Genomic DNA, 12556 nt, shown 5'->3' with positions numbered 1-12556 from the left:
CAATGACTCGACGCCCGGTCGCGATGCCTTGTGGGTCGCCTACGACCGCCGCTCTCGCGGCGACCTCCGGCCACCCACCCGGCGCTCGGGCTTCCGGGGACTACTCGACTCGCTCGCTCACTCGCTCCATGTCTCGCAGCGTCGGAAGCCTTAATCCCCAACTGAAGGCCATGGCGAGCAGGCCTTCGAGCACCACGACAGACCAAGGGGCAAAGAAAGACTGTATAGGCTACCGCTCTTGAGAAGCAGGAGTATGCCCAAAACGGCACCGATTTGGCTCAGAACGCCCCTCAACCAAACCGGCATCGTTTCGATCATGGCTTTATGGCTTGATGTCTAGATTCCGCCCTTGTTGACAGGCGACACGGCAGCTTCAGTTGTAATCACATCTTTTTCCAGCGGTTTTTCCGTGGAAATATCGATCCCGGAACCGCCAGTGATGATTTCTTCGGCTGTATGCTTATTCATCACAATAATGGAAATACGCCGATTCGTGGCGGCGAAGGGATCTTCCTTGACATGAGGAACGCTCGAGGAAAGCCCCACTACCCGCATCATCTTGTCTTCCTTAAGCCCGCCCCTGATCAGCTCTTTACGCGCGGAATTGGCCCGATCGGCGGATAACTCCCAGTTCGTATAGCCCTGGCCGGTGCCCGGAAACGGCTTGGCATCCGTGTGCCCCGCGATGCTGATCTTGTTCGGCAGCTCGTTGACGACCGGCGCAATCTGATGAAGGATCTCCGACGCGTAGCCTTCCATTTTGGCGCTCGCCGAATTGAACATGGCCCGCCCTTCGGAATCGATCACCTGGATGCGCAAGCCCTCCTGGGTAATGTCGATCTTCAGTTGGCTTTGGAATTGTTGAAGCAATGGATTAGTCTCGATCATCTGCTCGATCTTTTCTTTCAGCGCTTCCAACTGATCCAGCTCCTTTTCCGATTCGTTGGCTTCTCCCGCAATGTCTTTCTTCCCCTCGTTGGTCAGCTTAACCTGACCTTCGGACTGGGTGACGTCTTCCCCGCCCGCCTTGATCACGCTGGTGGAATCCCCCGTATTGGGTCCACCTTGGAGCGAGGGTTTCCAGGGATCTTTGAAGTATTCGGCGACACCCTGCCGAACCGACGGCTCCGTGGAGCCCAAAAGCCACATTAACAGGAAGAAAGCCATCATCGCGGTGACGAAATCGGCATAGGCGAGCTTCCAAGCACCCCCATGATGGCCATGGCCGCCCTTCTTGACCTTCTTGATAATGATTTTATTCGAATTCTCAGCCATAGGCTTATCCCAGTCCGCGGGTTTTTAGCGGCTTTCTTTAAGGTGTTTTTCCAATTCGGCAAAGTCCGGACGTTCTGCGGAAAACATCGCTTTACGGGCGAATTCCACGGCGGTGGGCGGTGCGTAGCCGTTCATGGAAGCGATCAGCCCGGCCTTGATGCTTTGATAGTATTTGGTCGACTCGGCCAAACGTTGCTCCATAAGGCCTGCCAAAGGGCTAACGAAACCGTAAGCGACCAAAATGCCCAGAAATGTGCCGACCAGCGCTGCGGCGATGAGCTTGCCGAGTTCCGCGGGCGGCAAACCGACCGACTCCATGGTGTGCACCACCCCCATCACCGCGGCGACGATACCGAACGCCGGCATCCCGTCTGCAAGGCGTTGCAGCGCCTGGATGGGCAAATGGCCTTCCTCGTGATGGGTCTCGATGTCAATGTCCATCAGGTTGTCGATCTGATGCACATCCAGACTGCCGCTGGTCATCAGGCGCAAATAGTCGGTGATGAATTCCACGGCATGATGATCGGACAGTACTTTGGGTGCCGATTTGAACAACTCGCTTTGATCCGGGCTTTCGATATCGCCCTCTATGGACAACAACCCGTTTTGACGAATCTTGCTGAAAACCTTGTATAAGAGCGTCAAGGTTTCGAGGTAAAGCGCCTGGTTGTACTTGGAGCCTTTTAAAGTGCTGCCTAAAGCGCCCGCAACCGCCTTCAAAACCTTGGGATTGTTCGACACGACGAATGCGCCGATGGCGCCGCCAAAAATGATGACGACTTCGTTAAGTTGAAGCAAAACCCCGATATGGCCTCCAGCCATCAAGTATCCGCCCAGAATTGCGCCTACGACGATGATGTAACCTATGATGACGAACATGCTTTAACTCTTTGGAGATGCTTGACTGAGGAGCAACGAAAATAGCCGGTCGAAATTTGGTGGTCGGTGGTTCGAGCCGCAACAGGCTCAAAAAAGTCTAGACGAAAATAAGGACAGCCTAACCCGAAATACGGGCAGGACTTGAAAATACAAAGGATCACCCCCAAATTTCATCGTTGTTTTAAAATCGACCAACTCAAACTTTCGGAGGAAAACGACTGCCATGACCGTAATGGAAAGCAAGGTAACCATGGGATTCGAAGCTGAGGTTAAGCAGCTTCTGAACCTGATGATTCACTCCTTGTACAGCAACAAGGAAATCTTCTTGCGCGAGCTCATCTCGAACGCGTCCGACGCAGCGGATAAGCTCCGCTTTTCTGCTCTGGGCGATGATGCACTTTACGAGGGCGACAGCGAGCTTAAGATTCGGATCGGATACGATAAAGAAAACCGGACCCTGACGATTACCGACAACGGTATCGGCATGACCCGGGACGAAGTTCGGGAAAATATCGGGACCATCGCCCGTTCCGGCACCCGTCAGTTCTTCGAGTCACTGACCGGGGATGAGGCGAAGGACAGCCAGCTCATCGGTCAGTTCGGCGTGGGCTTTTACTCCGCATTCATCGTTGCCGACAACGTCACGCTGGAAACCCGTAAAGCGGGTCTAGACGCCGCCCATGGCGTGCGCTGGGAATCCAAGGGCGAAGGCGACTATACGCTGGAAACCGTCGAAAAACTCGAGCACGGAACGACGATCACGCTGCATCTCCGCGAGGGTGAGGACGAGTTCCTCGACGGCTGGAGGCTCCGGGCGATTATCCGCAAGTTCTCCGATCACATTTCCCTGCCGATCTTGATGAAAAAGGAAGCGTACGGGGATGAAAAACCGTCCGACGAATGGGAAACCGTCAACAGCGCCTCGGCCTTATGGGCCAAAAACAGGGACGAGATTTCAGACGAGCAATACAACGAATTCTACAAACACGTTTCCCACGACTTTCAGGAACCCCTGACTCGCCTTCATAGCCGGGTGGAAGGCACCAACGAATACACCCTTTTGCTTTACGTCCCGGCTCACGCACCATTCGACCTGTGGGACCGCGAAGCCAAGCACGGGGTAAGACTTTACGTACGCAAGGTTTTCATCACGGAAGGATCGGAAAAACTGATGCCGCGCTATCTGCGCTTCATCCGGGGTGTCATCGATTCCGATTCGCTGCCGTTGAACGTTTCGCGCGAAATTCTCCAGGAAAACGCCCTGCTCGATAAGATCCGCTCCGGTGCGGTCAAGAAGGTTCTCGGCCTATTGGAAGACATGGCCAAAAACGAGCCGGAAAAGTATCAGACTTTCTGGAAGGAATTCGGCCAGGTCATCAAGGAAGGTCCGATCGAAGACTTCAAAAATCGCGACCGCATCGCCAAGGTGCTGCGGTTCTCCTCGACTCACAACGATTCCGATGTTCAGAATGTTTCCCTGGAGGATTACATCGGTCGGATGAAGGAGGGACAGGACAAGATTTATTACATTACGGCCGAGAATTACGCTGCGGCCAAGAATAGCCCGCACCTTGAAATCTTCCGCCGCAAGGGGCTGGAAGTCCTGCTGTTGCATGATCGGGTCGACGACTGGCTGGTCAGCTATCTCACCGATTTCGAAGGGAAGCATCTGCAATCGGTGGCCAAGGGAGACCTCGACCTGGGCACGCTTGCCGACGAAGCGGACAAACAGCATACGGAAGAGGCTACCAGGGAGTTTCAGACCGTTATCGATAAAATCAAGCAAACGCTCGGCGATAAAATCAGCGATGTGAAGATCAGCAGTCGTTTGACCGATTCGCCGGCTTGCCTAGTCGGCGAGACCTACGGCATGAGCCGGACCATGGAGCAAATCATGAGGTCGGCGGGACAAAACGTACCCGTCAGCAAGCCGATCTTTGAGATCAACCCGGATCACTCGCTGGTCGCGCGACTCAAGAATGAGGCGGACGAATCGCGCTTCGACGCTCTGACGCATATTCTTTACGATCAGGCGGTGCTGAGCGAAGGCAGTCAATTGGACGACACCGCGGCCTTCGTTCGTCGCTTGAACGGCCTACTGCAAAACGTCTTGAACTGACACATTGTCGGGTACGGCTAGATCATTCAATTGGCCGTACCCCTTCAGTCCTTTAAAACCCCAATCCGCAGCCATTATGCATAGGCTATTTCTCATTCTTGGCGCCATTGCCGGATTCCTGGGCGTTGCCATGGGAGCGTTCGGCGCTCATGGCCTCCAGGCGGTTTTGGACGAACATCACTTGGCGATTTACCACACCGGCGTCGAGTACCAAATGTGGCATGCGCTAGGTCTCGGCTTGATCGGCGTGATGGCCAAACAATCCCCCGATGCGCGCCTCCTTACCAAAGCCGGGTGGTTTATGTTCGCCGGAATCGTGTTCTTTTCCGGAAGCCTTTATCTCTTGAGTATCACCGGAATTCGCTGGCTGGGCTGGATTACACCTCTCGGAGGCTTGGCGTTCTTGACCGGCTGGTTTCTACTAGGCCTTTCAACCTGGCGGCTTCAACGAGAATAGTCGCCCTGTTTATAGTCTCGGGCCAGACGCCGGAAGCGGGCTATCCCCCCAAAAGTGCACTCCACGACCTAACGCCGCGACACCAGCAGGGAGTCTTTCTTGGCTAAGGCGAGGAAGGCTGACTCATCGTTCGACTTCATGATCATGCCGAAAAGAAAAGCCGTGGTGTGTCACCCTGCCTCGTAAGCTGATCGTACCGGAGTCCAGATCAAGAGATCTGTATCAAGAAATTTTCGACGGCTTATCTATACTGAAAGATACCCTTATTTTTCAAGGGCTATTCAATAGGGCATAACCGTCAAATGCAGGGTCGGAAGACAGCATCCGGTATCACACTGATCGAACTTCTTGTGACCGTATCCGTAGCGGCAATTCTGTTATCGCTTGCCGCGCCGGGTTTCCAGAATTTCATCAATAGCACCCGCATTGCCGGTGCGACCAATGAACTTGTTGCAGCGCTGAACCTTGCCCGTTCCGAAGCCGTCAAGCGCGGCGTAATCGTTACCGTGTGCAAGTCCGCTAACCCCAATGATGCGAGTCCTACCTGTACGACATCCGGAGGCTGGCAAGCCGGTTGGCTGACTTTTACCGATAGCGGCACCCGAGGCACGGTTGACGGAAGCGATGCCAGGCTGCGCGTCAAACAACCGAGCAACAGCGCGGCCACGATCACCGGTGACAGCAATTTCTCCAATTTCGTGAGCTATCTTCCTGGCGGAGAAAGTCTGGGCGAGAGTGGGTCTTCCAGCGGAATGCTGACCGTGTGCGTAGGGGGCATCAAGAGCGATATCACCGTTAACTCGACCGGCCACATCCACATTGACAAGGGGACTTGCTGATGACGGGAGGACCTCAGCTGGGGCTTGGGCCCGGTTTCAGGGCGAGACAACAGGGCTTCACCATGATCGAGGTCCTAATAACCATGCTTGTCATCGGTATGGGACTATTGGGTCAGGCCAAGTTGCTCACCACTACGCTCAGTCACAACAATTCCGCCTATATGCGCAGTGTGGCTACTGTACTGGCCTATGACGTGCTCGAATGTATGCGCGGCAACCGCGCCGCCGCGATCAACGGTAGCTACAACATAGCGCTTGGCAGCAGTCCTAGCGGCGGCTCCGTGGTCGGCGACGATCTGGTTTACTGGAAAACCCAACTGTCCACGGCGCTTCCTGCCGGCGATGGATCGATTGCCGTTAATCTCGGCGGTACTGTCACCATTGTCATCCGCTGGGAAGACAATCACGACGGCACCACAACGTCCCTCCTCACACAAACCACCCTTTGATCATGCGCGCGCCCTTACTCCGGACAAGTCTTGGCGTTGGCCAAAGGCGATCCTGCCGCGGGTTTTCCCTTGTCGAATTGATGGTCGCTCTGACCCTTGGCTTGATACTTACCGTGATCATCGGCTACGCCTATCTGGGCAGTCGGCAAGCATTTCGCGTCATGGAGACACTATCTCGCATTCAGGAAAATGCCCGCTATACCTTCGATAAAATCGGCTACGACATTCGCATGGCGGGGTTTACGGGATGCTCTTTCAACACCATCGCCAACGTTTTGAACAACCCTACGGATTGGGATACGAACCTGTTCGGAGTGCCGCTGGTGGGGTACGAGGAGGGCGGCCTCTATCCGGTCGACATCTCCGCCAATGTCTTAAGAGGGGATGCTTTGACGGTGTTGCGGGCGGACAACTCCAAGGAATACATCGTCGCCAGTCATAATCCGCCAGCCGCCCAATTACAACTGACGGCCAACCACGACATCAAACAGGGAGAAATCCTGGTCATCACCGACTGCCGGCATGCAGCAATCTTTCAAATGACCAATGTGAACAACACCAATTCCATTGATGTCATTGTTCATAATTCAGGGAATGCCACCAATCCGGGCAACTGCACCAAAGGGCTCGGGAATCCCGTGCCGGATCCATGCACCGCCAATGGTACGGCGTATACCTTTGCGCCGGGGTCGCGAATCCTGCGGTTGAGTGCCGTAACCTACTACCTCCGCAACAACACCGCCGGAGAACCGGCTCTTTACCGCCAAAAACTGGGGGCAAGCGGAGGCAATGCCGTCACCACAGCTGAGGAATTGGCCGAAGGCGTCGAAGATCTTCAGATCACGTATGGTGTTGATACGTCTGCACCGGAGGATAAGGCGGTCGATACCTATGTCGCGGCCGATTCGGTTGCCGATTGGTCCCGTGTACTGACGGTGCGCATTAGTCTGCTCATGGTTAGCCGTCAGGGTGAGAGTATTACCAGCAGCCCCCAAACGTACACCTTTAACGGCACTACCACTACGCCCACCGATCGGCTGTTGCGTAAGACGTTTACTACGACGATTTCCGTGAGGAACCGACTATGAGAAAGCGGCCGAGGGATTTGCCTCATGTGCCCGGCCGCCAACGGGGAATAGCCCTCGTAATGGCGCTGACGTTTCTCACTATTCTAATTTTGACGGGAACCAGTGCCGCGCTGAACACTAGTCTTCAGGAACACATGGCCGGCAATACCCGAAACCGGAATTTGGCTTTTCAGGCAGCCGAAGCGGCTTTGAAAGACGCCGAAATCACCTTGACTACTTGGCGTACGTCGGCTTTCGATGGCAGCGTCCCTGGTTTGCGGACCTATGTCGCAACTCAAGCCAACGATTCCGTCTATTGGGGCACGACCTATGACTGGACCGCAGCCGCAAATTATCGCACCCCTACTCAAACCGTAGCCGGAGTCGCCGAACAGCCCAAATACGTGGTGGAAAAAATGCCGAATAACGGTGCCACGGAATATTACCGCGTTACCGCTCGCGGCGTCGGTGGTGAAATCAACGCGGTGGTCGTGTTGCAAGCGCTTTACACGTATACCCCCTGATTCGAGGAAGTTCGATGTTTCTTTTCGACCACCGCTCTAGGAAAACTGGGCTGCTCGTTGGCTTGTTTACTATCGGCTTAGCCGTCGATCGATCCGCGGCGGCCCCTCTCGGTCTATCGGACACACCGCTTTTCTTGACGCAAAGCGTTACGCCCAACGTAATCCTGACGCTAGACGACTCACTGAGCATGGGGCGCGGCTATATCCCGGAAGACATCGACAACTCCCAGGCGGTACTGGATGGTCCCCGTTTCACGGCGGCATCCTATAACGCCATGTATTACAATCCAGCGATCACATATCCCATCCCGACGCGCGGGGACGATACCAGCTACACCACGAGCTTCACCGCCGCTTACATCAACGGCTTCGATACCAGCAAGGGTTCCACGAACTTGAGTACCGGGTATAAGCCGATTAGCCAGTATTACAACAACAATCAGTCCAGCTGCACGAGCCACGTTACCGCAAATGCCAACAATTACTCGAGCTGTCTGGTGGCCAACAGTCCGACTACCGGTGAAAGCTCAACTCCGTATTCATACACATGTACCGCTACCTTCGATAATCGGTCGGGCAATGACAGACTTGATGTGTCCGGGTGCGGATCGCCGTTTAACAATATAGCGGCTGGGGAGTCTATTACGGTCTCCAATGCGGGGGCCGGTTATAACGGAACCTACTCCGTTACCGGGGTCTCCAATGCCGGTACCAGAATCAGTGTCAACGAAAACTTTGCGGGCGATGCGACAAAAAATAGCGTCACCTTGACTTGGACCGTCACAAGCTCCGGCACACCCGTTACTGCGGCCTTTTACCACCTTTATTACACGGACAAGCCGGGTGCGTCCAAACCCGCCGGTTGCAATGACAATGAGGAAACCGATGCTTGCTACATTCTGATCAAAGTCGGCGACACTACGGCGGGCAAGGAAGACATTGCCGGGGGCGGAACATGGACTCAGGCGCAGCAGCAGCAGAACTTCGCCATCTGGTATTCCTTCTACCGCACCCGCGCACTGGCCATCATGTCTTCTGCCATGACAGCCGTCACAACGTTGGCCTCTAACCAGGTTCGGCTGGCGTGGCAGACCCTTAACGCTTGCACTAGCTTCGGCACGTCCTCCTGCGAAGGATCAGATAATGTCGCGCGGGAAAACCGGATGAGGACGCTGGACGCACTCAAAGCCGGGTCAACCACCGTGACACACCGGACGGATTTCTACGACTGGCTGCAACGATTCACCCTGAGCGGTTCAACCCCCACGCGCAGCGCCCTGAAGCGCGCTGGGGATTACTACATGACCAGCGGTCTCAACAGCCCCTACGCTTCAGAACCCTATACCACCTTGGGGACGGAACTGAGTTGCCGTAAGAATTTCAATATTCTGTTCACTGATGGGCTGTGGAATAGCGACTCGGGGTTTAACGCTGTTGGTGACAAGGACTCTATTGCAGTGATATTGCCCGATGGAATCTCCTACAGTCCGCAGCCGCCCTACAAGGACGTCAACGTTGCCACCGCTTCAGCCTATACCAACAGCAACAGCCTGGCCGACCTTGCATTCTATTATTGGGCAACTGATCTTCGTTCGTCAGCACCGGGGCTCGCAAACCAAGTTACACCGTATTATGTCGATCGCTCTGGAACTGCGGCCCAGCAATACTGGAATCCGAAAAACGACCCAGCGACTTGGCAACATATGGTCAATTTTACAATTGGCCTCGGATTATCCAGCACGCTGGTTTCGACGTGCAATTATGACCCCGGCACCACGCCTCTGACGGCCGATCCCAATAACCCTAGCCCAGGCTGTCCAGTCTGGGGCGGAAGTACCTATGCCGGTACTGACGGCTATGCCGCACTGGCCGCAGGCACCAAGAACTGGCCGAAGATTAACTCTGCAAGCACCTTTGGCCACGAACCCGATGGCCATGTGTATGACCTTTGGCACGCAGCCATCAACAGCCGTGGCCAGTTCTTCGCCGTTGAGCAGCCCGCGGATCTCATAAGCGCATTCAAGTCGGCTATGGCTTCCATTACCAACGCCAATCCGTCAGCTGCGGCCCTGGCTGCCAACTCCACCAGCATTCAAACCGGCACGCTGCTGTTCCAGGCCCGTTTCGACACCCAAGACTGGCACGGCCAGCTCATCGCTTACCCTGTGCAGGGGGACGGTAGCGTCGGTACTCCTTATTGGGATGCGGCCACGCTGATTCCGGATGAGGCATCCCGTGAAATCTTCACCTGGGACGGCAGCGCCGGGAAGACTTTTACCAATTGTAATAGCAGTCTTAGCGCCACGCAGAAGACGGCGCTGGATACCAACGCCGCTGGCGTAATCGATAACCAATGCAGCAGCCGCCTCGCTTGGCTCCGCGGAGATTCCAGCCAGGAGCAGCGAAATGGTGGAGTCCTTCGCAATCGGACCGTATCTGTACTGGGCGATATCATCGATTCTGACCCGGCCTATACGAAAGCCGAGGACTATGGCTATGACGTTCCGACGTCGGCGCTGGCGGAAAAATCCTCCTACGCCTCTTTCGTCAGCGGAAAATCTTCGCGCACGCCGGTGGTATACGTCGGTGCGAATGACGGCATGCTGCACGCCTTCCGGGCGGATTCCGGAAACGTCGCTTCCGGCAAGGAGTTGTTTGCTTATATTCCCGCTGGGGTCTATGACAATCTCACCAAGCTTACTGACCCCGCCTATACCCACAAGTATTTCGTCGATGGCGCACCGTCCGTGGGGGATGCTTACTTTGGCGGCAGCTGGAAAACCGTGCTGCTGGGGGGGCTCGGCCCCGGAGGGAAATCGATCTATGCGCTCGACATCAGCAATCCGGATAGTTTTAGTGGGAGCGGTGTTCTCTGGGAATTTTCGGATGCCGCCGATTTGGGATTGACCTTCAGTCAACCGCAGATCGCCCGTTTGAACGACGGGCAATGGGCGGCCATTTTCGGCAACGGCTACAATAGCACTTCGGAAATGGCCTTTCTTTACGTGGTAAGGCTCAGTGATGGCGCACTGGTCAAAAAAATTGCCGCTGGCAGCAGCACCAGCAATGGCCTATCCACCCCGGTTCTCTATGATGCCGATAACGACAAAATCATCGATCACGTCTATGCCGGCGATCTGCAGGGAAATCTTTGGAAATTTGACCTGAGTGCTGCGTCTTCCGCCTCGTGGGGAGTAGCCAATAGCGGAAATCCGCTGTTTGCTGCGAGAAATGCAAGCAACCAAGTTCAGCCTATTACGGCTCAGCCTGTAATAGGCGCCCATCCTAATGGCGGCGCAATGGTCTACTTCGGAACCGGCCAATACCTGACCAGTACCGATTCGTCCAATACCCAAGTCCAGACGTTCTACGCCATTTGGGACAGCGATGCGGCCGGAACGGTTTCCCGCAGCCAACTGCAATCCCAAGCCATTACGGCCGAGACGACGGAATTCGGGTTTGGCCAACGGGAGACGAGCAACAACACCGTTGACTGGGGTACTCAGCGCGGTTGGTATCTGGACTTGGTACCGCCTTCGGGTGCTGCTGGCGAACGTGTCATTTCACGTGCATTGTTAAAATACGATCGCATCATATTCATCACTCTGATTCCATCAAGCGATCCGTGCGTTTTCGGGGGAGAGAGTTGGCTTATGGAGTTGGATACACTCACGGGGAGCAGAACCGGCACTTCGGCTTTCGATTTCAATAACGACTCGAAATTTGACGGGGAAGACGTGCTGGCCAGTGGCCATGTTTCCTCCGGCATAAAGTCTACGGTGGGTATTGGTACTACTCCGCTGTGGCTTGACAGTGGGGTACCCGGTGTGGGCTTCAAGGAACTCTCCGGCACGACAGGCGACATAATGTCAATCAAAAATCGCCAACCCACCGCCACAACTGCCCCCCAAAGGATCTATTGGTTACAAATTTTGTAGGAGTGACCGAAGTGAACATCCGTCTAGCAACACGAGGGTTTACCCTGATCGAACTGATGATCGCGGTAGCCGTGGTGGGCATCCTGGCGGCCATTGCCTTGCCCAGCTATCAACACTACGTTAAACGCACCGCCCGATCCGACGCAAAGTCCGCATTGCTGGAAGATGCGCAGTTTCTCGAGCGCAATTTCACCGAAGCGAATCGCTACGATAAGACTGCTGGAGGCGTTAACGTTACCCTGCCGGTAACCCAATCTCCGCGAGATAGCACGGCGAAATACACGATTACCGTTGCTGCTACCGCGACGACGTTTACCATAACAGCAACTCCGGTAGCAGGAGGTCTGATGGCTGGCGACACGTGTGGATCATTCACATTAAACCAATTAGGGCAAAAGGGGCTCACGGGAGCAGCTCTGGACGTCAGTACCTGTTGGAATTAACACTGGCGTAAGTGTGGTCGAGGCCCGAAACGTTAAATGGTTTCATAGCTGGGCGTGGATACTCATTAGCTATTCGCGGGCTATCGTCTTAACAGAGCCGATCTGATAAGGCGGCAAATGAGCTAGAAATTCCCGTAATAGGACCGGTAATTTCGATTGCGTCGCCATTTTTAGCAAAACCTTTTGGGACTTCCCCGTCACCAAAAGGAGCTAAAAATTGGCGACGGGTATTGCCTTCGGCGGCCCGCGTTCGTCCTGCGTCCGCCACGCCTGCGTACTCCGCTTTGCTACGCACGCCAGCATGGCTCCCACAAATGACTGGACGCCGTGTCGGTAGCCTTATGTTTGATCTCCGCCTGCGCTATCGCTACGACTCCGATCAAACAGCCGGCCCTACGGCTACGCGGGGGTCGTCGCACTCCACTGAGTAATGGTCAAATTTTGTGTACGGGGCGGACTCAGGCGGCGATTTTCTCGGCGTCTTCCCGAACTCCGTCCTTGAACACGACTCCCTCGATAACCTGAGCCAAGCGGGGAATGCCATTGAGTTTTCGCCAGTGCCGCTC

Annotated in this window: 10 protein-coding genes; 8 read left to right on the top strand and 2 right to left on the bottom strand. The window is 55.1% G+C overall.

Annotation, left to right across the window (positions count from 1 at the left end):
* Positions 1–336: 336 nt before the first annotated feature.
* Positions 337–1275 carry a flagellar motor protein MotB gene (gene motB, locus VEB01_RS03345; RefSeq protein ID WP_324872795.1) on the bottom strand — a complete coding sequence of 313 codons (939 nt, stop codon included), beginning with the start codon at positions 1273–1275 and terminating at the stop codon, positions 337–339.
* Between the two features lie 24 nt (positions 1276–1299).
* Positions 1300–2154 carry a flagellar motor stator protein MotA gene (gene motA, locus VEB01_RS03340; RefSeq protein ID WP_324872793.1) on the bottom strand — a complete coding sequence of 285 codons (855 nt, stop codon included), beginning with the start codon at positions 2152–2154 and terminating at the stop codon, positions 1300–1302.
* A gap of 223 nt (positions 2155–2377) precedes the next feature.
* On the opposite strand from motA, the gene htpG reads away from it, so the two are divergent.
* The 8 genes from htpG (at position 2378) to VEB01_RS03300 (ending at position 11990) form a co-directional block, all read left to right on the top strand.
* On the top strand, positions 2378–4273 hold the full coding sequence (gene htpG / locus VEB01_RS03335; protein ID WP_324872791.1) for a molecular chaperone HtpG: 1896 nt from the start codon (positions 2378–2380) through the stop codon (positions 4271–4273).
* Between the two features lie 76 nt (positions 4274–4349).
* Positions 4350–4730: a DUF423 domain-containing protein gene (locus VEB01_RS03330; RefSeq protein ID WP_324872789.1), complete on the top strand. Its 381-nt coding sequence runs from the start codon at positions 4350–4352 to the stop codon at positions 4728–4730.
* 302 nt (positions 4731–5032) lie between these two features.
* Entirely contained in the window at positions 5033–5569 is a 537-nt protein-coding gene (locus tag VEB01_RS03325; RefSeq protein ID WP_349255736.1) for a GspH/FimT family pseudopilin, read from the top strand.
* Complete coding sequence (gene pilV / locus VEB01_RS03320) at positions 5569–6018, top strand: type IV pilus modification protein PilV (RefSeq protein WP_324872785.1); 450 nt, start codon at positions 5569–5571, stop codon at positions 6016–6018. Before VEB01_RS03325 ends, pilV begins: the two co-directional genes overlap by 1 nt.
* A 2-nt stretch (positions 6019–6020) precedes the next feature.
* Positions 6021–7106 carry a PilW family protein gene (locus VEB01_RS03315; RefSeq protein ID WP_324872782.1) on the top strand — a complete coding sequence of 362 codons (1086 nt, stop codon included), beginning with the start codon at positions 6021–6023 and terminating at the stop codon, positions 7104–7106.
* Positions 7103–7609: a pilus assembly PilX family protein gene (locus VEB01_RS03310; RefSeq protein WP_324872780.1), complete on the top strand. Its 507-nt coding sequence runs from the start codon at positions 7103–7105 to the stop codon at positions 7607–7609. The genes VEB01_RS03315 and VEB01_RS03310 overlap by 4 nt, the downstream gene beginning before the upstream one ends.
* Positions 7610–7623: 14 nt before the next feature.
* Positions 7624–11547 carry a pilus assembly protein gene (locus VEB01_RS03305; protein WP_324872778.1) on the top strand — a complete coding sequence of 1308 codons (3924 nt, stop codon included), beginning with the start codon at positions 7624–7626 and terminating at the stop codon, positions 11545–11547.
* An 11-nt stretch (positions 11548–11558) separates the two neighbouring features.
* Entirely contained in the window at positions 11559–11990 is a 432-nt protein-coding gene (locus VEB01_RS03300) for a type IV pilin protein (protein WP_324872776.1), read from the top strand.
* Positions 11991–12556: the final 566 nt, after the last annotated feature.

The sequence above is a fragment of the Methylocaldum sp. genome (assembly GCF_035627495.1).
GTDB lineage: Bacteria > Pseudomonadota > Gammaproteobacteria > Methylococcales > Methylococcaceae > Methylocaldum.
This window is presented reverse-complemented; position numbering and strand designations above follow the sequence as displayed.

What these genes read in the sequence shown, in the direction of transcription:
- motB (WP_324872795.1), bottom strand. Translation starts at nt 1,275, where the DNA reads ATGGCTGAGAATTCGAATAAAATCATTATCAAGAAGGTCAAGAAGGGC.
- htpG (WP_324872791.1), top strand. Translation starts at nt 2,378, where the DNA reads ATGACCGTAATGGAAAGCAAGGTAACCATGGGATTCGAAGCTGAGGTT.
- VEB01_RS03325 (WP_349255736.1), top strand. Translation starts at nt 5,033, where the DNA reads ATGCAGGGTCGGAAGACAGCATCCGGTATCACACTGATCGAACTTCTT.
- motA (WP_324872793.1), bottom strand. Translation starts at nt 2,154, where the DNA reads ATGTTCGTCATCATAGGTTACATCATCGTCGTAGGCGCAATTCTGGGC.
- VEB01_RS03330 (WP_324872789.1), top strand. Translation starts at nt 4,350, where the DNA reads ATGCATAGGCTATTTCTCATTCTTGGCGCCATTGCCGGATTCCTGGGC.
- VEB01_RS03305 (WP_324872778.1), top strand. Translation starts at nt 7,624, where the DNA reads ATGTTTCTTTTCGACCACCGCTCTAGGAAAACTGGGCTGCTCGTTGGC.
- pilV (WP_324872785.1), top strand. Translation starts at nt 5,569, where the DNA reads ATGACGGGAGGACCTCAGCTGGGGCTTGGGCCCGGTTTCAGGGCGAGA.
- VEB01_RS03315 (WP_324872782.1), top strand. Translation starts at nt 6,021, where the DNA reads ATGCGCGCGCCCTTACTCCGGACAAGTCTTGGCGTTGGCCAAAGGCGA.
- VEB01_RS03310 (WP_324872780.1), top strand. Translation starts at nt 7,103, where the DNA reads ATGAGAAAGCGGCCGAGGGATTTGCCTCATGTGCCCGGCCGCCAACGG.